This is a genomic window from [Pseudopropionibacterium] massiliense (assembly GCF_900607225.1).
In the GTDB taxonomy this organism is placed as follows: Bacteria; Actinomycetota; Actinomycetes; order Propionibacteriales; family Propionibacteriaceae; genus Arachnia; species Arachnia massiliensis.
In genome coordinates this window covers 949,001-966,971 of the sequence record NZ_LR027842.1, presented here as the reverse complement: position 1 = coordinate 966,971, position 17,971 = coordinate 949,001, and the positions used below count along the sequence as shown (strand labels likewise).

Here is a 17,971-nt window from a genome sequence, read left to right as displayed (position 1 = left end):
CTACTGCCAGACTCTCATCCATGGAATTGCAGATTCTGTTTCTGGTGTTGGTCGTGGGTGTCCCGGGTTTCGTCATGACACGCTGGGTTCTGCGTCACCTCACCTTGAAACGTCTCGGCTGGGAATGGGCGAAGCATCCCGACCTGCGGATCACGATCGGTTTGAACCATCCACCTTTTGGCCTCGGGCTGAACAGAGGTGTCAAGGACCAAGTGGTGGGCAGGTCCCACGAAGGAACACCCTTTCAGGCATTCCGGTACAGCAGCGAGTCCTGGAGCGACCGACGGCACGTCATGTGTATGTCCCTTCCCCACCCGATGCCGCCCTTCTACCTGTTCACCGCGAAGACTCCGATACCTGCGGTCGGGGGCCTGTCACTGTCCGTCGACACGCACACGATGATCTTCCCGGAGGAGAACTACGGTCGGGTGGTGTCCGCGGCCCTCGCGCCCTTCCTCCCCGAGCTCGGCCCCCGACAGCTCACGATTGACCACGATCAGCTGGTGATGTTCAACGTCAGGAACGATCTGAAGTCGCTGGAAGCGGCGGTGGAGCTCCTGGCCCGGATCCGAAAGGCGATCGTCTCCTCCCCCGCGACGGAGCACGTGGGGGAGGGCTCTCCCCTGTACGTTTCCTTCACGAACCACCCCGACTGGGAGTACGTGGACCGCGACGACTCCCTGCTGAGTCGCCTACCTCTCGAGCCGAGCGGTTACGACCATGAAGTGGTCAACATTGTGCAATCCGTCGGGAATAACATCTCCTTCATCCGGGCCACGCACAACTGGAAGACGCGAGGCGCGAGGAACGAGTGGAACAGCACCAAGGAGCACACCGAACATTTCTGCAGCTTCGGAATCAACTTCAAGTTCATCCCCGTATCGGTGAACATGGGCCGCGGCAAGCCCCAGAAATTCGAGTCCACCGAGTTCAACGAGCGTTTCAAGGTGCGCTGCCCGAATCCACGGTTCGCCTCGGACGTGTTCCACCAGCGTCAACTCGAGCACCTTCTGAGAGCCTCCCCGGAGGGTTTCGCGATCACCCAGGGAGGCACCATTCAGGTCGCCGAGAGCGAATGGCTACCAGAACAGATCGAAATGACGCTCAACTTCTTCCAGGAGTTCTTCGGGCAGGTCCCGGATTTCGTGTGGAAGGAGCTGGGAGCCTGGCCCCGGCCGGTTCCGAAACAGAACCGCTGAGGGTTCCTGTGGAGAGACCACTCCTCCCAACGACGGCATGGTGAACAATGATTCCCGGTGGGCGGCGGGGACGGTTCCACCGGACTGCTGACACCGCATCCTGCCACACTGAAGGGGTGGCGTTGTTCTTTCTTCTCTGTCTGGTCATCGGCGCCATCATCGCATCCGTCTTCCTGATCGCCCAGTACGTTCGCCGCTCCTCCATCGAGCAGCGCGGCTGGTTCTGGAACGACAAACCCGACCTGCGCATCACGACAGGGTTGAACCTGCCGCCGTTCGGCATCGGGATGAACCGGAAGGTGAAGCAGCAGGTAATGGGAAGATCCCGGTCCGGAATCCCCTTCCAGGCCTTCCGGTACCGCAGCGATTTCTGGGACTGGGAGCAGCAGGTCGTCTGCATGCAGCTGCCGCACTCGATGCCGCCCTTCCATCTCTTCCACGAATCAGCCCCGATCCCCGGGGTTCAAGGCCTGATCATGGACGTCTGGGGTCCCGTCAAAGCGGTTTTCCAGGACGAAGCCCACGGGCGCGCCGTGGCCGGCGTCCTCGCTCCGCTGATTCCGTCCCTCGGATACAACCGTCTGACCATCGATCACGACCAGCTCGTGCTCCTCGACGTCAACCGGGACGTGGAAACGCTCCAGCTGGCCGTGGAATGGCTGACCACGGCTCACGCGGCCATCACCGGCTCCCCCGCCATCAATCACGAGTGGGAACCGCCGCTGCCCTACGTCTCCTTCGCGAATCACCCCGACTGGGAGTTCGTGGACCGCGATGACTCGCTGTTGGACATGCTTCCCCTGAGCACCCGGGGCGGCCAGGTGTTCAACATCGTGCGCTGCCTCAGGGGCCCCATCTCCTTCATCCGGGTCACCCACCAGTGGCAGACCGCGGTGTACAACGGGAAAACCGTCAACGTTCAGAACCACATCGAGCACTTCTGCGGTTTCTGGGTCGATTTCAGCTTCATCCCCATCTCGGTGAACATGGCCGGGAGCGGTGACGTTCAGAGGTTCGAGTCCATCGAATTCAACGAACGCTTCACGGTGTACTGCCGGAGCCCCCGGTTCGCCTCCGACGTGTTCAACCCGAGGCAGCTCGAGTTCTTCCTGGGCTTCCCGGAGGCGTCTTTCAGTATCGACCAGAACGGGGTGATCACCGCCCGTGACCGCGAGTGGCCGCTGGAGCGGGTGGAGATGATGTTGTTCCTGCTCCACGGTTTCTTCGCCCGGATACCGGATTTCGTCTGGCGCGAGCTCGGCGTATGGCCCAGACCGGTTCCGGAGGTCGACGCCCCACCGGTGGGAGGATGAGGGAGGCCGCGCGGAGCCGTCACAGTTCCCGGGCCCGGAAGTTCTGCAACGGGCTGGCTCGATGCCGACGCCCTTCACGGAGCCTGGTGGCGACGGTGAAGGCCAGCTCCAGGCTCTGGTTGCGGTTCAGCCTGGGATCGCACACCGTCTCGTAACGGTTGGCCAGATCCGACTCCTCCAGTTTCAGGGCGCCACCGACGCACTCGGTGACGTCGTCGCCGGTCAGTTCGACGTGGAGTCCCCCCGGCCACGTACCGAGGGAGTCGTGGACGTCGAAGAAGCCACGGACCTCCTCCACCACATCGTCAAAGGAACGGGTCTTGTAACCATTGGCCGCCTCGAAGGTGTTGCCGTGCATCGGATCGCACACCCAAGCGACCTTGCGTCCGGTCTCCTCCACCCCTGCGATCACCCGCGGGAGTATCTCGCGCACCTTGTCCGCTCCCATCCGCGTGATGAAGGTGATGCGTCCCGGTTCCCGGTCGGGATCAAGACGATCGGCCAACTCGATGGCCTGCCGGGGTGTGGTGGTGGGGCCCAGCTTGATCCCCAGCGGGTTCCGGACCCGTCTCAGCAGCTCCACGTGGGCGCCGTCGAGCTGCCGGGTACGTTCCCCGATCCACAGCATGTGTCCGGAACAGCCGTAGAGCTGCTGCGAGCGGGAGTCGACGCGGGTCATGGCCCGTTCGTACTCCAGCAGCAACGCCTCGTGCGAGGCGTAGAAGTCGATGGTGGACAGCGCTCGGTCCTCCACCCCGCAGGCGACCATGAAGGTCAGTGCCTGGTCGATCTCGGCCGCTAACTCCTCGTATGCCGCTTCCACCTCGGGGTTGCCGACGAAATCACGGTTCCAGGTGTGTACCCCGCGCAGATCCGCGAATCCCCCCTTCACGAACGCGCGCACCAGGTTGAGGGTGGCCGCGGACGCGTTGTAGACACGAATCAGACGTTCGGGATCGTGGACCCGGTCCTGCGCGGTGAAATCGAAACCATTGATGGCGTCGCCCCGGTAGCTGGGCAGGGTGATCTCGTCCCTGGTTTCGGTCGGCTTGCTGCGAGGCTTGGCGTACTGCCCGGCGATCCTCCCGACCTTCACCACCGGAACCTGGGCGGCGTAGGTCATCACGACGGCCATCGACAGCTGCACCAACAGTTTGTCCTTGATGTGCTGCGCCGTGACCGCGTCGAAGGACTCGGCGCAGTCCCCGCCCTGCAACAGGAACGCACGGCCTTCCGCAACCTCCGCGAGCTTGGCGCGAAGATCGTCGCACTCCCCTGCGAACACCAACGGCGGCAGCTTCTCCACGGCGTCGATCACGCGGTCCAGTGCGACCTCGTCCGGATAGTTGGGCTGCTGGAGCATCGGCAGGGATCTCAACTCGGCCCGGGACATGATCGACGACATGGCGGGAAGACTACTCCACCTCTCCACGTCACTCGTTCGGATCGTGCAATCCCTGGTCGATGGCGTAAAGGGTCAGCTCCACACGGTTGTGGAGCTGAAGTTTGCGCAGCACGTTCTGCACATGGTTCTGGACCGTGCGATGGGAGACGAACAATGCCTCCGCGATCTCCCGGTATGCCAGGCCCTTCGCCACCTGACGCAACACCTCCACCTCACGGGTGGTCAACACCGGGCCGTCATCGTCGTGGCTGTGGGCGACATTGACCATGCGACGGAACTCTCCCAGCACCAGTCCGGCCAGGCCGGGGGTGAACACGGCATCCCCCGCCGCGGTGCGACGCACCCCCTCGATCAGCTCGGCCTTGGAGGCCGATTTCACCAGATACCCCCGGGCACCGGACTTCATGGCGCGCAGCACATCCTCGCGTTCCCCGCTGGCCGACATCACCAGCACCTGGATGTCCGGGAATTCCTGCACCAACAATTCGGTGCAGGTGGCCCCGTCCGGAGCAGGAATCTGCAGATCCATCACCACCACGTCAGGGCGAGTGGCGCGCGCCCGCTGCAGGCACTCCGTCCCGTTCTTGGCAACCGCGACGATCTCGAAGCCCTCCTCCGCGAGGTCCTCACCCAACGCCTCGATCCACATGGGGTGGTCATCGACCAACATCACGCGGTTCCGACTGATGTCATTCACACCTCTCCCACCTTCACCGGAAATCTCAGTTCCCATTCGGTGCCTTCTCCCGGCGTGGACTTGACCACGGCGGTTCCGCCGAGCGCCGCCATCCTGCCCACGATCGAATCCCTGATCCCGAGTCTCCCCCGTTCGCCGGCGGATGCCACCTCGGAAAGATCCATTCCGACTCCATTGTCGCGCACCCACAGAATTACTTCGGCATCATCCTCCTGATCCAGCAGCACCCAGGCCTTCGCGCTCGGTCCCGCATGTTTGTCAACGTTCTTCAACGCCTCGACGAGTGCGGCCTCCACCTCCTCCGCGATGAGCCTGGGAACAAGTACTTGCCCGGCCATGGTGGAGACGACCACCTTGGTGCTCTGGAACCGGTCGAGGGCAGCGGCCAGATCCACCTGCCGAGTGGCGTTCTCGTTGAGGATCTCCTTGTCACGGATGAGGTTGCGCAGCTGGGTCTCGGATTCGTGTGCCAGTTCCGCCAGTCGGAGCCCACGCGGCCCCAGCTCGGGCCCTTCGCGTTCGACGAGGGCCAGCACCTGCAGGGCCCCGTCGTGCACGATCCGCGCCAGGCGTTCCCGCTCCCCCAGCGCCACGGAACGGATCCGAGCACGCTCCTGTTCCGTGATGGTGTGTTTGAACTGTGTGATGAGTACCCCGACGCAGATGCTCATCAGCAGGATGGCGAGCACCACGTCTATCCGCGAGACCGTGACCCGCGGCGGAATCATCAGCAGGGACATCGCCGTGGCCAGGGTGGCGGTGATCCCGGCGGCGGTTCCCCGCAGCACCGCCGCGTACAGGCAGCATCCCGCCATCCAGTACCCCGCAAGGGAGGTCTGCCCATACGGCTGGCTCGTCACCAGCGGGGTGGCGAAGATCAGGGAACACGTCACGGCCCCGTCGGCCAGGTGCACCCACAGGTTTCGGTCGGTGGGGCGCCGCAGCAGGAAGGTCACGAAAAACGTCCACCCCAGCACGGCGGCCATGGAGATCAGCAGACCGATCCGGCTCCTCGCCGTCGGGTAGACGAGCCAGAGGGAGACGACCACCGTGTGAATCGCCAGCACCACACGTACGGTGGCGGTGACGACGAAGACCCGCCCCAGCACGTCGTAGTCCTTGCGGAACCAGGAGGAAGCGGCCTGGACCCACCCCAGGCGCGCCGATGTCGGGGGGGTTCCGGGAATCACCCTTCGCTCGCCACCGGCTTGGGTCCGCCGCCGGGACGGGGCCGAAGGAACTCGTCGGAACCCTTGTCCTTGAGATCGCCGTACTTGACGCGCGTGGCGTAGACGTCGGCGTATTCCTGCCCGGTGAGGCGTTGAATGGCGGCCAGCACCTCCTCCGTGACCCAGCGCAGGGTGCGGGTCTCGGATTCACGCCCCTTCAGGTCGGAGAAGTCCAGTGGTTCACCGACCACGACGATGGGACGCCGCACCCATGGGATGCCGAGGAAGCCCCTGACGGTCTGGGTACCGATCAGGCCGACCGGAAGCACCGGGGCACCGGATGCCAGCACCATGCGCGCCATCCCGGTCTTGCCCTTGTAGAGCCTGCCGTCCGGTGACCGGGTTCCCTCGGGGAAGATGCCGATCACCTTGCCCGCGTCGAGCACATCGAAGATTGCTTTCAGTGAGGCGGCCGAGGCCCGACCACCGCCGCGGTCCATGGGAACCATCCCGATGGCCTTCAGGAACCAGGCCACGATGGCGCGGCCGAGGTTCTTGCTCCCGTCGAACAGCTCTGCCTTCGCGGGGAAGGTGACCTTCCTGGGCAACATGGCGGGGATGATCACGGGATCCATCGTCGCGATGTGATTGCTCACCAAGATCGCCCCCCCACTCGTGGGAACGTTCTCGGCGCCATGAATTCGAGCACGGAACCCGAACCGGACCAGCGGGCGAAAGATGAAAAATTTGAAGAATCTGTACCACATGGGGCGGTCTCAGGCGACGCGTCGCGCTCCTGCGAAAGGCATGGAGTTCACTGAAGCGGTCACCACGCCACTGCGCGGATTGGCGGCGTGCACGATCTGGCCATCGCCGATGTACATGCCGACGTGGGTGATGCCGCTGTAGTAGAAGACGAGGTCACCGGGCTGCAGATCCCCCTTGGAAACAGCACTGCCCGCCGAGATCTGGGCCTGGGATGTGCGGGGCAGGGAGATGCCGACCTGCTTGTACGCGGCGAGCATGAGCCCGGAACAGTCGAAGGTCGAGGGACCCGCCGTGCCCATGACGTATCCCTTGCCGCGCTGGGCCATCGCATAGCTGACGGCCTGCTGGGCGCGCCCGGACCCGCCGCCCGAGGACGCGGGGGGAGGATCGGACTTGTCGCCGGCACCGGTGGAAGGAGAAGAGCTGGGGCTGGGGCTGGCGTTCTCGCGGGCCGCCCGCTCGCGCTCGGCCTCCTCCTCCAGCTTCTTCAGACGCTCCTGCTCCTCGGCGCTCAACCGGTCGTAGACCTTCTGGGCCTCCGCCTCCTTGGCCTCGTACTCCTTGGCGAGCTTCTCCTTGGCCGCCCGATCCGCGTCGAGCGACTCGGTGATGGTCTCCTGCTGGCTACGGAGCGTGTCCAACCGGCCCTGCTCCACCTGGAGGGTCTGCAGATCCGCCACGCTTCGGTCGGTTTCGTTCTGGATCGTGGCCAGCCCTGACAGGAACGTGCTGTCGTCATCGCTGACGAGAAGCTGGCCGGCGATGTCCACGCCGCCACCCAGGCCGCCACCGTTGAGCTGCATCATCGCCAGGTCACCGAGGTTGGTGCCCAGCTGGGAAACCTTCGATTCCTGCGCGGACAGGTCCTGCTTGAGGGTCTCGAGCTTGCTCTCCGACTCCTCGGCGCGGGTGATCGCCTCTATGAGCTGGGCGTCCAGGTTCGCGGACTCCTCATGGATGCGATCCAATTTCTCCTTCGCGGCGGCGACGGCGTCCGGATCGGCGGATGCCGTGGGGACGAAGATGACGCTGGCTGCGACGAGAAGGCCAACCAAACCTGTGCGGAACAACTTCACTCGAAACTCCAGACGCTCGGGGACGAGGCTGAGAGAATCCTAAACGACCTTCAGGCCTTTCCCAAAGTTCACCCACGATGCAGGACGCGCACCCGGCTTCGACCGAGGTCATTCCTGTCACCCTGGCCGGGTAACGTCCCTGACATGACCTCCAGTCGCACCCCCGAGCCGCTCCAACCCAGCTTCGAGGATCTGGGACGCCACCTGCGCACCACCACGTTCTGCGTCGTGGACCTGGAGACCACCGGCGCGGGATCCGACGCCGAGATCACCGAGATCGGCGCGGTCAAGGTGTGTGGCGGCGAACCGCTCGGCGAGTTCCAGACCCTGGTGCACCCCACGGGCCCGATTCCGGCGATGATTCAGGTGCTCACGGGAATCACGGACGCCATGGTGGCCACGGCACCTTCCCTGGCGAACGTGGTCCCGGATTTCCTGCGTTTCGCTGATGGATGCGTTCTGGTGGCCCACAACGCCCCGTTCGACATCGGTTTTCTCAAGCGCGCCTGCAGCCGTCTCGGCATCCGGTGGCCCAACCCCCTCGTGGTGGACACCGTGGCCCTGGCCCGGCGGGTACTGGCCAAGGGTGAGGTGCGCAACTGCAAGCTGGGGACGCTCGCCTCCCACTTCCACGCCGCCATCCGTCCCGATCACCGGGCCCTGAGTGATGCGCACGCCACCGTCGACGTGCTGCACGCCCTCCTGGAGCGAACCGGGCGGCTCGGCGTCGACACCGTCGAGGACCTGCAGGAGCTGCTCTCCCACGTCTCCCCGGATCGCCGGGCCAAGAGGGTCTGGGCCAAGCGGCTCCCGGAGGCCCCGGGAATCTACTGGTTCGAGCGCGAGGGCCGGGACGCCAACGGGGCTCCCCACACGCAGGTGCTCTACGTCGGCACGTCACGCAACCTGCGCAGGAGGGTCGCCTCGTACTTCTCGGCGGCGGAGCAGCGCACCCGGATCCACGAGATGGTGCGGGTGGCCACCGGCGTCAGGGGGGTCGAGTGCGCCACGGAACTGGAGGCGCAGGTGCGGGAGCTGCGGATGATCGCCGCCCACTGCCCGAGATACAACCGGCGTTCAAGGAACCAGCACCGCCTGTGGTGGTTGAGACTGACCGGTGGTTCCCCTCCGCGATTGGTGACCACCAGGACCCCGCCCTCGGATGGCCTCTTCTGGGGGCCGTTTCACACCCTGGCCGCGGCCAGGGACGCGGCCAGGGTGTTCCGCGACGCCTTCGGGGTACCGGAATGCGGGCACCACCGCTCCTCGCGCGAATCGTGGGCGATTCCGGAACCGGAGGGATACGAGACGGGCGTGGAACGCCTGCGCAACGTTTGGCGGGGCGACGTGAGGGAACTGCTGGGCTCGCTCTCCCCCAGGATGGCCGAACTGGTGGCGCAGGAAAGCTTCGAGGAGGCGGGAGAGCTCACCGATCGTCTCCTCGCCGCCCACCAGACCTCCAGACGTTTCCACCGGGTGCGTTCCCTGGCGGGTTGTCCGGAGCTGGTGGCGGCCGCCCCGGAGAACGACCAGTGGGCCGTTCATGTGATCCGTTTCGGGAAACTCGCGGGGGCCGCACGAGCCCGCACCGCGCAGGTCCCGGAGATCGCCGAGGCCACCCGGGAACTGTCCGAGACGGTACGAAAGGCTCCCGGCGGGCTGCCCGCCGGGAGCTTCGAGGAGGCCGAACGCATCGCGGACTGGCTGGAGTCGCCCGGTGTCAGGTTCCTGGACACCGTCGGTGACTGGGTCTGGCCCGCGCACTGCGCGCTGGATCAGGACAGGGTCACCGAGTTGATCACCACGGGGGTGGTGGGACGGTCCCGGCCATCGGTCTGAGTGGTGGCGATGGCGTCCACCACGGCCTGACTGGCGGGATCCTTGACCTCGCCGAAGATGGTGTGGCGACGGTTGAGGTGCGGGGTGGGTGCCACGGTGATGAAGAACTGGGAGCCGTTGGTTCCGGGCCCGGCGTTGGCCATGGCCAGCAGGTAGGGACGGTTGAAGGAGTGGTCCGGATGGAACTCGTCGGCGAAACGGTACCCGGGACCACCGGTTCCGGTTCCCAGCGGGCAACCGCCCTGGATCATGAACCCGTCGATGACGCGGTGAAAGCCGAGCCCGTCGTAGAACTTCCCGGTCCTGGTCTCGCCCGTGGTGGCGTCGCGGTATTCCTTGGTGCCGCCCGCCAGGCCGACGAAGTTCGCCACCGTGTTCGGGGCCTCGTCGTCGAAGAGTTCGATGACGATGTCGCCCTTGGTGGTGTGGAGAGTAGCAGTGCTCATGGATCCAACCTACAGGCGACGACCACGTGCTGTCGGAGAGCTTCCCGACGTGTCGTGCCACCCGACCGGAGCGTTGTTCCCGGTTTCACCTCGCCCACGCCCGGAACCGGGTAGCGTTGGATGTGCTCGATCACGAGCCAATCATTGGAGGAATGCAGTGAAGAAGTCACGACTGACCAAGGCCGCCGCGGAATCTGCCGCCGCCGCCGCGGAAGCTGGCCGCACCATCTGGGACGACGCCATCGAGAGGGCCGCCGCGATTCTCGCGGAGGCGCAGCGCAAGGCCGCTCCTTTCGCACGCGAGGCGGGGAAACGCACGGCGGATTTCGCCTCGAAACGCCTCGACGTCTGGGAGCCGCACATCCGCGGCGCGCTCGACCGTGTTCCCCCGGCCGTTGATGCGGCCCACGACAAGGTCACCGGCGAGTTGCTGCCCAACCTGCAGCAGGCCCTGCACAAGGCCGCCGGTCACAAGCCCGCGCCCGTGAAGAAGAAGCGCAAGGGCGGAAAGTTCAAGAAGTTCGCGAAGTTCGTGTTCATCGGTTCCCTCGTCGCCGGTGCCGTTGCTGCGGTCAGGCACTTCCTGACCCCCAAGGATGACGGCTGGACCGCGCATGAGCCTTCGCGGGCCTACGTCAACAACAACGACACCTTCGCCACCGCCGCGAAGTTCAACGAACCCGCCGCCTCCACAACCCAGACCGCGCCCGCGCCGGCATCCCCGAAGGAGAGCTTCGGTGAGGGCTCCTACGTCGGCCCCAATCCGCCCGAGGGCTACATCTTCAAGGGAAATGAGCGCTCGAAGAAGTACCACGTTCCCGGTACCCGCGGATACGAACTGACGATCGCCGAGGTCTGGTTCAACTCGGAGGAGGCCGCCGAGGCGGCCGGGTTCACGAAGGCCCAGCGCTGAGCCTGGTTCTGTTCCTGCTGGCCTGTGCCAGCGCATCGGCAGCCGCGGCCCACCTCATCGTGGTGGTGCCGCGGCTGCCTCGTGTTTCGCCCGACCCGGACGATCCCCCGCCCGATTACCGCTCCTTGGCGAGGCCACGGGATGCCGTCGCGCTGGGGTTGATGGTTCTCGGGTGCAGTTTCCTGCTCTGGCGGGTGCCTGTCGTGCAGCTGCCGCTGTGGTTCGGGTATCTCGGCGCGGGAGGGGCGCTGGTGTGGGTGGACTTCAGGACCATGTGGTTGCCGAAACGCCTGCACTGGATCGCCACCTCCCAGGTGGCGGCGGGCCTGGCGGTGGTTGCCGTCCACGTCCCCGCCGTGCTCGTCACGGCCTTGTCGGGGGCCCTGGCCGCCGCCGGGATGTTCTGGCTGGTGTGGCGCTTCTCCCGTAGTTTCGGATTCGGGGACGTCAGGCTCGGGCTGCTGGTGGGAGCGGTGGCCGGTGCGATGGGCCTCCAGTCATGGGCGACGGCGTTGCTGGTGGGCACCCTCATCGGAGCGGTCTGGGCGATCGTCCACGCGCTTCGTGGGCGGGCCTCGCAGCCCTTCCCCTACGGCCCGGCGCTGTGGCTGGGTCCCGTGGTGGCGGCCGCGCTGACCGGCGGCTGATCCCTCAACCGCTGGTCGCCTCGATCCAGGTGTCGAGTTTCCGCTGGGCGCTGCCGTCGTCTAGGGCTCGGTTGGCGTCGGCGAGGGTCCTCGTCAGCTGCTCCGCGAGCGGCACCACGGGGCTCACCCCGCGGTAGGCCAGCAGGGCGGCGGCCGCGTTGAGGACCACGATGTCACGGACCGGGCCGGTCCTGCCCGCCACCAGGTCCCGCACCACCTGGGCGTTGTGTTGCGCATCGCCTCCCCTCAGGTCGGAGGGGGCGGCTGGCGGCAGCCCGAGCTCCGCCGGGTCCAGGGTGGTGCGATGCACCCGCCCGTCGGCCAGCAACCACACGTCCGAGGCGGATGTGGTGGTCAGTTCGTCGAGGCCGTCGAAACCACGGAAAACCAGCCCCCGTACCCCACGTCCCGCCAGCACCCGCGCCACGACGGGAGCGATGTCGTCGTTGGCCACGCCCAGGGCCATCGCCTGGGGACGGGCGGGATTGGACAAAGGCCCGAGGAAATTGAAGGTGGTTTGAATGGCCAGCTGTTTCCGCACCCCCGCGACATGCTTCATCGCGGGATGGTGGAGCTGGGCGAACAGGAATGTGATACCGACCTTCTCCAGGACCGCGGCCTGCCTGGTCGGCTCCAGCATGATGTTCACGCCGAGCGCCTCCAGGGTGTCGGCGGTACCGGCCTGCGAGGATGCCGCACGCGAACCGTGCTTGATCACCTTCGCACCGGCGGCTGCCGCCACCAGGGCCGCCATGGTGGAGACGTTGACGGTGTTGGCCCGATCACCTCCCGTGCCCACCACGTCCACGGCCTCGCGATCGAGGGTGACCGGGACCGCGTTGTCGAGCATCGCGGAGCTGAGCCCCTCGATCTCCTCGGCCGTCTCCCCCTTGGCTCGCAACGCGACCAGCAGCGCCGCGAGCTGCACGTCGCTGGCGCGGCCCGAGAGGATCTCGTTGAGTGCCCACTGCGCGGCCTCGGTCTCCAGGCCCTCGCGGCGGACCAGTCCGGTCAGGATGTCCGGCCATGTGTGGGTCATGCCACCTTCTCCCTCAGCAGCTCGGCCACCTGGGTCGGCAGCCGGATCGGGTCGACGGGGTAGGCGGAGATCGCCTCGGCACGCGACCACGTGCCGAGCCACGCATCGGCCACGCGGGCCACCAGCAGCAGCACCGGCGGGCCTGGGTCGTACTCCTCCTTGACCTGGTGCGCCAGGCCGATGCCGCCCTCGGGCTGGGCCTCACCGTCCAGGATGAGAAGGGCGAACCCGGGGTCGGCGTCCAATCGTTTCAGCATGGCCTGCCCGGTGGCCACCTCCTCCACCTCGATGGGAGGCAGGTCGGAGGCCACTCTTCCTCCGAGGGCCAGCCGCACCTGCTCCCGCACCGTCCGGTCGCTGGAATACAGCAGCACCCTGAGGGTCTCGTCGCTCATAGTCTCTCCTTGGCCACGTGTGACTTCGCAACATCGTAGCCCTCCCGTGATGACCGTGGACGGGCGAGTCGTAGGCTGCACGTGTGCGTTTCCTGAATGAGAGGCCCACCACGGACCTCACCTATGCGGATGTGTTCATGGTGCCGAACCGCTCCGACGTCGCTTCCCGGCTGGATGTGGATCTGACCTCCACCGACGGGCTCGCCACGCCGCTGCCCCTGGTGGCCGCGAACATGACGGCGGTCTCGGGTAGGCGCATGGCCGAGACCATGGCTCGTCGCGGCGGGCTCGCGATCTTTCCCCAGGACATCCCGGTGGAGGTGGTGGCGCGTTCCATCGCGAAGGTGAAGCGTTCCCACCCCGTCTTCGACACCGCGGTGACGGTCTCCCCCGACACCACGGTCGGGGATACCGTCGGCCTGATGGCCAAACGGTCACACGGGGTTGCCGTGGTGGTGGAGTCCGGCAAGGTCGCGGGGCTGGTTCATCCACAGGACGCGGCGACCGCCGACCGTTTCGCCCAGGCCCGTGACGTGATGACCAGCGACATCATCACCGTCCCGCCGGACACCGCGCCGAAACAGGTTTTCGACTCCCTCTCGGAACGGCACCAGAAGGTGGCCCTGGCCGTTGATGCGGAAGGCCTGCTGATCGGGATCATGACCAGCAAGGGGGCGCTGCGCTCGGCCCTCTACGCCCCCGCGCTCGACGAACGGGGGCGCCTGCGAGCAGGGGTCGCGATCGGGATCAACGGCGACGTGACCGCCAAGGTGCTGGCGGCACTGGATGCACAGGCCGACGTGCTGGTGGTCGACACCGCCCACGGGCATCAGGAGAAGATGATCGCCGCGTTGGGGCTGGTGCGCGGGGAACGCGACCGGTTCGCTGAACGCACCGGAAGGCGGGTGCCGATCGTCGCGGGAAACGTCGTGACCGCCGAGGGGGTGCGCGACCTCGCGGGGGCCGGCGCCGACATCGTCAAGGTGGGTGTTGGACCGGGTGCGATGTGCACCACCCGTATGCAGACCGGTGTCGGCCGGCCCCAGTTCTCCGCGGTCCTCGAGTGCTCGGAGCAGGCCCGCAGCAGCGGCTGCGCGGTGTGGGCCGACGGCGGGGTGAGGCATCCTCGCGACGTCGCCCTGGCGCTGGCGGCCGGGGCCGGTTCCGTGATGATCGGTTCCTGGTTCGCCGGTACCCACGAATCCACCGGTGATCAGTTGTTCGATCACGAGGGCCGGGCCTACAAGGAGAGCTTCGGGATGGCCTCCGCCCGTGCGGTCAGGCAGCGCACGCGGGAACAGTCCGCCTTCGACCGGGCCCGGGCCGCTCTGTTCGAGGAGGGTATCTCGTCGTCGCGGATGTATCTGGATCCGCAGCGCCCGGGTGTCGAGGACCTGCTCGACTGGATCACATCCGGGGTGCGCAGCTCCGCCACCTACGCGGGTGCCCGAACGCTCGCGGAGTTCGCCGACCGGGCCGTGGTCGGGGTGCAGTCCGGGTCGGGCTTCGAGGAGGGACGCCCGGTCAGCACGAGCTGGTGACCGGGCCCCGCCTCCGAGGGGTCAGTGGAAGGAATCGCCACAGGCGCAGGCTCCCGTGGCGTTCGGGTTGTCGATCGTGAAGCCCTGCTTCTCGATTGTGTCGACGAAATCGATGGAGGCCCCACCGAGGTAGGGGGCGCTCATCCTGTCCGTGACGACTTTCACGTCGCCGTACTCGGTTGCGATGTCTCCGTCGAGTTCGCGGTCGTCGAAGTACAACTGGTAACGCAGCCCGGAGCAACCACCCGGTTGCACCGCGATGCGCAGGCTCAGGTCAGTGCGGCCCTCGGCCTCCAGCAGGGAACGCACCTTGGAGACGGCGACGTCGGTCAGTACGACGCCCTGGGGAACAGTCTGGGTTTCACTCACGGATCCGATTCTACTTCTCTTCGCGGCCTCACCAAGTCCAGGTGTCGGCCACCCGCCGCGCCACGGTTCCCAGCTGCTCAGGGGTGATGTCAATTTCACCCACCCCGGGGGGAGCCACGGCGTGCGCCTCCTCGATCCCGGCCAGGCGCAGTTCCCGAGGAGAGACGAAGTTCCGGCCCGCCACCACGACGACGGGTCTCAGTGCTTCGACGCCCAGGCGCGTCAGTTCGGCCACCACGTCCCCGCCGCGGCGGTGGAGGTCCAGCACGTCCGTTCCCGTGACCACCAGGTCAGCCCTGGCGGCCAGCGTCGACAGCCGGTGGCCCTGGCCGCAGACCTCGATTCCCGAGGCCACCCGCGCCCCACACCCCAGCGCCCACGCGCCGAGCCCACAGAGCGCCCCCGCGGGCGCCCGGTCGGTCACCCCCAGCCGCCCCAGCCACGCGGCGGCGCGGGAATCCTCCGCCAGCGTCGCCGCGATGCCGGCCCCGGTTTCCCGGCCCCGCTCCGCCAGCGATCCCGTCAGCCCCGTCAGGGTGCGTCCCGCCTCGCGGTGCGGCACCACCACGGTGGTTCCCTCGTGTGCGGGGGTCACCGGCAGCGCCAGCAGCTCCTCCAGCCCCGGGGCGGCCACGGCGGTGACGTCCAGGTAATCGGGGCCCTCCGCCAGCATGTCGCACGCCTGGCGGGGGTTCTCGGCGGCCAGCACCCGCGCGTCCGGGGAAAATCGCGCCACGGCCTCGGCGAACCCGTTGCCTCCCGCGCTCACGGGTGCGACGGCAACCTGCGCGCCCCGCCCCACGAAAGCCTCCGCAACGGCATCGGACGCCCCGGCCGCGCCGAGGCGTCCGATTCGGTCGCAGGAGACCAGGACCCTCACTCGCTCTGGGCGGTTTCGAGGCCCGCTTCCGGGTCCGGAATGAGTCCGTAGTACTCGGAGGTGCTGTCGAGCAGTTCCCGCACCTCCTCGAGGGTGGCGTCCACGTCGGGCAGCACGAGATCGGATTCGACGATCAGATCGTCGGGCACCTCCTGGCCGTTGCTGCGGACGGCCTCGACGAGCCGTTGGAGTTCCTCGTGGAGCTGCTCCTGGTCCCCGGCCTTGACGGCCTGCTCGACCGCCTCGTCGATCGTGTTGAGTTCGAGCAGCTGCTCGGGCTCCATGGTCCACTGTCCGAGCCCCATGATACGAACGATCATGCCTGCCCCCCGTTGTTGTTGGTGGTCCTGGTGTTCTCGATCATCGGGAAATTGGTTGTGGGTGTGGAGGAGATCTGGGGGTTCGTGGTGCCGGAACCGCCGCTGAGCTGCGCCTTCATGGCGGCGAGTTCGTTCTCGACCGAGGACCCGGATGCCAGGGCGTCGAGTTCGCGGTCGAGATCGCTCCCGACCGAACCCGTGGAGTCCTCCAGGGCCCCGGAGGCCAGCAGCTCGTCGACGGCGGAGGCGCGGGCCTGCAGCTGCAGGGTCTTGTCCTCGGCGCGCTGGATGGCCATGCCCACGTCGCTCATCTCCTCGGAGATGCCGGTGAAGGCCTCGTTGATCCGGGTCTGCGCCTCGGCAGCCGAATAGGTGGCCTTGATCGTCTCCTTGCGGGTGCGGAAGGCGTCCACCTTCGCCTGGAGCCGGGTGCTGGCGCGCACCAGTTTCTCCTCCTCCGCCTGGAGAGCCGCGTGCTGGTTCTGGAGGTCCTGCAGCTGGGTGGTGAGGCCGGCCTTGCGGGTCAGGGCCTCGCGGGCAAGATCCTCGCGGTTGGATTCAAGGGCACGCTGCGCGGTGACGGTGTAACGGTCGATCTCGGAGCTCATCTTCTGGGCCTGGAGCTCGACGCGTTTGCGACTGGTGGCCACGTCCGCCACTCCCCGGCGCACCTTGCGGAGCAGCTCGAGCTGGCGCTCGTAGGAGTAGTCCAAGGTCTCGCGCGGGTCCTCGTACTTGTCTAGTGTTTTGTGAGCCTTGCTCTTGAACATCAAGGCGATCCGCTCAAAGATGCCTGCCATTGGGGTCCTTCCACTGCTGATCTACTCCGTCAACCGTACCGTCCCCGGGGCCGGCGTGGGGCCGGTACCACCCTGATTCGCTCCCTGATGTTGACAGGCCGTTAGAATGACCAACCGAATTCACCCATCCACTCGAAGGCAGATCCCGTGGCACTGTTCCGCCCCTACGAGCGCAAGACCGATCAACCGGGACGCAAACCCTACCAACGGACCCGGTTGGTACCAGAACCCGACCGGAAAACCGGGACCACCGTCCCGAAGGGAAAGGCCACCGCCCCCGAGGAGAAGAAGAACCAGGACGAGAGCGGCCGGAAAACCCGGGAGACGACGCCCGGGGCCGGGACACCGGACAAAACCCCGACCGGGTCCGGGAAGGTGAGGGTGACCCGCCGCCAACCGGTGCGCAAGTCGGAGCCGACCCTCACCCGCAAGCAGGCGGAGGCCGCGCGGATGCAGCGGCTGCACCCGAACCTGAGCCCGAAGGAACAGCGCAAGGCCGACCGCGACGCCCAGGCCAGGGCCCGGATCGACGCGTGGGACAAGGTCGAGGCGTCACCTGAACGCGTCCTGGCCCGCGACTACGTCGACACCCGGTGGACGATCACCGAGTTCATGTTCCCCGCGATGATCCTGATCATGGCCGGGACGATGGCCACGGCCCAGTGGCCGTTGATCAGCGTCTCCATCGGGCTCGGGCTGTGGGTGATGCTCATCCTGAGTTTCATCAACACGTGGTTCATGTGGCGGGGGTTCAAGAAGCTCCTGCTGCAGCGCGTCCCGAGGGCCAGTCTTCGGGGATTGTTGATGTACATGTTCAACCGGTCGTTGATGATCCGCCGTTTCAGGCGGCCGACGCCCCGGATCAACCGTGGGGAGACGATATGAGCTACCAGTGGCGCCCGGCCGCGGGCACCCACGACATGGACGATCTCAGGTCGCAGGACCTGCTGCCCGAGTTCGGCAGCCAGCCGGAGGCCGAGGACTGGCTCGGGTTGTACTGGTCCGATCTGCTGGAGGCCGGGGTGACGGAGGTCGCCCTCTGGGACGCCGACCGGCAGGTCCAGCCACCCATGTCCTTGTCGGCCTGATACCCCTGCTCCGGCCGTTTCCGCCCAGCGGACCGGCCGCAGGTCACGCCCCCGCCACTGGGCCCAC

General features: G+C 66.7%; 20 protein-coding genes. 8 read left to right on the top strand and 12 right to left on the bottom strand.

Annotation, left to right across the window (positions count from 1 at the left end; genetic code table 11):
• Positions 1–20 precede the first annotated feature (20 nt).
• Both E0E39_RS04175 and E0E39_RS04170 read left to right on the top strand, forming a co-directional pair.
• Entirely contained in the window at positions 21–1,199 is a 1,179-nt protein-coding gene (locus tag E0E39_RS04175) for a hypothetical protein (protein WP_130873619.1), read from the top strand.
• A gap of 116 nt (positions 1,200–1,315) precedes the next feature.
• The gene (locus E0E39_RS04170; protein WP_130873618.1) at positions 1,316–2,512 is read left to right on the top strand and encodes a hypothetical protein; all 1,197 of its coding nucleotides are present in this window, start codon (positions 1,316–1,318) and stop codon (positions 2,510–2,512) included.
• Between the two features lie 19 nt (positions 2,513–2,531).
• Here E0E39_RS04170 and E0E39_RS04165 read toward each other — a convergent pair whose 3' ends face one another.
• The 5 genes from E0E39_RS04165 to E0E39_RS04145 are packed head-to-tail and all read right to left on the bottom strand — an operon-like array spanning position 2,532 to position 7,627.
• Positions 2,532–3,917, bottom strand: a complete 1,386-nt coding sequence (locus tag E0E39_RS04165) for a class II 3-deoxy-7-phosphoheptulonate synthase (RefSeq protein WP_130873617.1) — start codon at positions 3,915–3,917, stop codon at positions 2,532–2,534.
• 28 nt (positions 3,918–3,945) lie between these two features.
• Positions 3,946–4,614 (bottom strand): response regulator transcription factor, encoded by a 669-nt coding sequence (locus E0E39_RS04160; RefSeq protein WP_130873616.1) that lies wholly within the window; start codon positions 4,612–4,614, stop codon positions 3,946–3,948.
• Positions 4,611–5,804, bottom strand: coding sequence for a sensor histidine kinase (locus E0E39_RS04155; RefSeq protein WP_130873615.1), 1,194 nt, complete (start codon positions 5,802–5,804; stop codon positions 4,611–4,613). The genes E0E39_RS04160 and E0E39_RS04155 overlap by 4 nt, the downstream gene beginning before the upstream one ends.
• Complete coding sequence (locus E0E39_RS04150) at positions 5,801–6,550, bottom strand: lysophospholipid acyltransferase family protein (protein ID WP_130873614.1); 750 nt, start codon at positions 6,548–6,550, stop codon at positions 5,801–5,803. The genes E0E39_RS04155 and E0E39_RS04150 overlap by 4 nt, the downstream gene beginning before the upstream one ends.
• Positions 6,551–6,559: 9 nt before the next feature.
• Positions 6,560–7,627, bottom strand: coding sequence for a C40 family peptidase (locus E0E39_RS04145; RefSeq protein WP_130873613.1), 1,068 nt, complete (start codon positions 7,625–7,627; stop codon positions 6,560–6,562).
• 144 nt (positions 7,628–7,771) lie between these two features.
• On the opposite strand from E0E39_RS04145, the gene E0E39_RS04140 reads away from it, so the two are divergent.
• A complete protein-coding gene (locus E0E39_RS04140) occupies positions 7,772–9,466 on the top strand; it encodes a DEDD exonuclease domain-containing protein (RefSeq protein WP_130873612.1) in 1,695 nt (564 codons plus the stop codon).
• Here E0E39_RS04140 and E0E39_RS04135 read toward each other — a convergent pair.
• The gene (locus E0E39_RS04135; protein WP_130873611.1) at positions 9,403–9,912 is read right to left on the bottom strand and encodes a peptidylprolyl isomerase; all 510 of its coding nucleotides are present in this window, start codon (positions 9,910–9,912) and stop codon (positions 9,403–9,405) included. The two genes, E0E39_RS04140 and E0E39_RS04135, sit on opposite strands and share 64 nt — an antisense overlap.
• A gap of 157 nt (positions 9,913–10,069) precedes the next feature.
• On the opposite strand from E0E39_RS04135, the gene E0E39_RS16675 reads away from it, so the two are divergent.
• Both E0E39_RS16675 and E0E39_RS04125 read left to right on the top strand, forming a co-directional pair.
• Positions 10,070–10,825, top strand: coding sequence for a sunset domain-containing protein (locus E0E39_RS16675; RefSeq protein WP_130873610.1), 756 nt, complete (start codon positions 10,070–10,072; stop codon positions 10,823–10,825).
• Positions 10,826–10,950: 125 nt separating this feature from the next.
• The gene (locus E0E39_RS04125) at positions 10,951–11,472 is read left to right on the top strand and encodes a prepilin peptidase (protein WP_130873609.1); all 522 of its coding nucleotides are present in this window, start codon (positions 10,951–10,953) and stop codon (positions 11,470–11,472) included.
• 4 nt (positions 11,473–11,476) lie between these two features.
• Here E0E39_RS04125 and trpD read toward each other — a convergent pair whose 3' ends face one another.
• Together trpD and E0E39_RS04115 are read right to left on the bottom strand one after the other, a co-directional pair.
• Entirely contained in the window at positions 11,477–12,511 is a 1,035-nt protein-coding gene (gene trpD, locus E0E39_RS04120) for an anthranilate phosphoribosyltransferase (RefSeq protein ID WP_130873608.1), read from the bottom strand.
• Positions 12,508–12,906: a response regulator gene (locus tag E0E39_RS04115; RefSeq protein ID WP_130873607.1), complete on the bottom strand. Its 399-nt coding sequence runs from the start codon at positions 12,904–12,906 to the stop codon at positions 12,508–12,510. The genes trpD and E0E39_RS04115 overlap by 4 nt, the downstream gene beginning before the upstream one ends.
• Positions 12,907–12,989: 83 nt before the next feature.
• Between E0E39_RS04115 and E0E39_RS04110 the strand changes: the two genes are divergently transcribed.
• Complete coding sequence (locus E0E39_RS04110) at positions 12,990–14,447, top strand: GuaB1 family IMP dehydrogenase-related protein (RefSeq protein ID WP_130873606.1); 1,458 nt, start codon at positions 12,990–12,992, stop codon at positions 14,445–14,447.
• Between the two features lie 21 nt (positions 14,448–14,468).
• Here the strand turns inward: E0E39_RS04110 and E0E39_RS04105 are convergent, their stop codons facing one another.
• Genes E0E39_RS04105 through E0E39_RS04090 form a run of 4 tightly spaced genes read right to left on the bottom strand, consistent with a single transcriptional unit; the run spans position 14,469 to position 16,816 of the window.
• Positions 14,469–14,816 carry a HesB/IscA family protein gene (locus E0E39_RS04105; protein ID WP_245988186.1) on the bottom strand — a complete coding sequence of 116 codons (348 nt, stop codon included), beginning with the start codon at positions 14,814–14,816 and terminating at the stop codon, positions 14,469–14,471.
• Positions 14,817–14,844: 28 nt separating this feature from the next.
• Positions 14,845–15,696: a glycerate kinase gene (locus tag E0E39_RS04100; protein WP_130873605.1), complete on the bottom strand. Its 852-nt coding sequence runs from the start codon at positions 15,694–15,696 to the stop codon at positions 14,845–14,847.
• A complete protein-coding gene (gene pspAA, locus E0E39_RS04095) occupies positions 15,693–16,016 on the bottom strand; it encodes a PspA-associated protein PspAA (protein ID WP_130873604.1) in 324 nt (107 codons plus the stop codon). The genes E0E39_RS04100 and pspAA overlap by 4 nt, the downstream gene beginning before the upstream one ends.
• The gene (locus E0E39_RS04090; protein ID WP_130873603.1) at positions 16,013–16,816 is read right to left on the bottom strand and encodes a PspA/IM30 family protein; all 804 of its coding nucleotides are present in this window, start codon (positions 16,814–16,816) and stop codon (positions 16,013–16,015) included. Before E0E39_RS04090 ends, pspAA begins: the two co-directional genes overlap by 4 nt.
• 147 nt (positions 16,817–16,963) lie before the next feature.
• Between E0E39_RS04090 and E0E39_RS04085 the strand changes: the two genes are divergently transcribed.
• Both E0E39_RS04085 and E0E39_RS04080 read left to right on the top strand, forming a co-directional pair.
• Positions 16,964–17,701 (top strand): DUF3043 domain-containing protein, encoded by a 738-nt coding sequence (locus E0E39_RS04085; RefSeq protein ID WP_130873602.1) that lies wholly within the window; start codon positions 16,964–16,966, stop codon positions 17,699–17,701.
• Entirely contained in the window at positions 17,698–17,904 is a 207-nt protein-coding gene (locus E0E39_RS04080; RefSeq protein ID WP_130873601.1) for a hypothetical protein, read from the top strand. The genes E0E39_RS04085 and E0E39_RS04080 overlap by 4 nt, the downstream gene beginning before the upstream one ends.
• Positions 17,905–17,971 lie beyond the last annotated feature (67 nt).

Bases quoted from the DNA above. Each gene is read 5' to 3' on its own strand.
- E0E39_RS04140 (WP_130873612.1), top strand. From the start codon at position 7,772: ATGACCTCCAGTCGCACCCCCGAGCCGCTCCAACCCAGCTTCGAGGAT.
- E0E39_RS04115 (WP_130873607.1), bottom strand. From the start codon at position 12,906: ATGAGCGACGAGACCCTCAGGGTGCTGCTGTATTCCAGCGACCGGACG.
- trpD (WP_130873608.1), bottom strand. From the start codon at position 12,511: ATGACCCACACATGGCCGGACATCCTGACCGGACTGGTCCGCCGCGAG.
- E0E39_RS04150 (WP_130873614.1), bottom strand. From the start codon at position 6,550: ATGTGGTACAGATTCTTCAAATTTTTCATCTTTCGCCCGCTGGTCCGG.
- pspAA (WP_130873604.1), bottom strand. From the start codon at position 16,016: ATGATCGTTCGTATCATGGGGCTCGGACAGTGGACCATGGAGCCCGAG.
- E0E39_RS04080 (WP_130873601.1), top strand. From the start codon at position 17,698: ATGAGCTACCAGTGGCGCCCGGCCGCGGGCACCCACGACATGGACGAT.
- E0E39_RS04090 (WP_130873603.1), bottom strand. From the start codon at position 16,816: ATGGCAGGCATCTTTGAGCGGATCGCCTTGATGTTCAAGAGCAAGGCT.
- E0E39_RS04175 (WP_130873619.1), top strand. From the start codon at position 21: ATGGAATTGCAGATTCTGTTTCTGGTGTTGGTCGTGGGTGTCCCGGGT.
- E0E39_RS04135 (WP_130873611.1), bottom strand. From the start codon at position 9,912: ATGAGCACTGCTACTCTCCACACCACCAAGGGCGACATCGTCATCGAA.
- E0E39_RS04165 (WP_130873617.1), bottom strand. From the start codon at position 3,917: ATGTCGTCGATCATGTCCCGGGCCGAGTTGAGATCCCTGCCGATGCTC.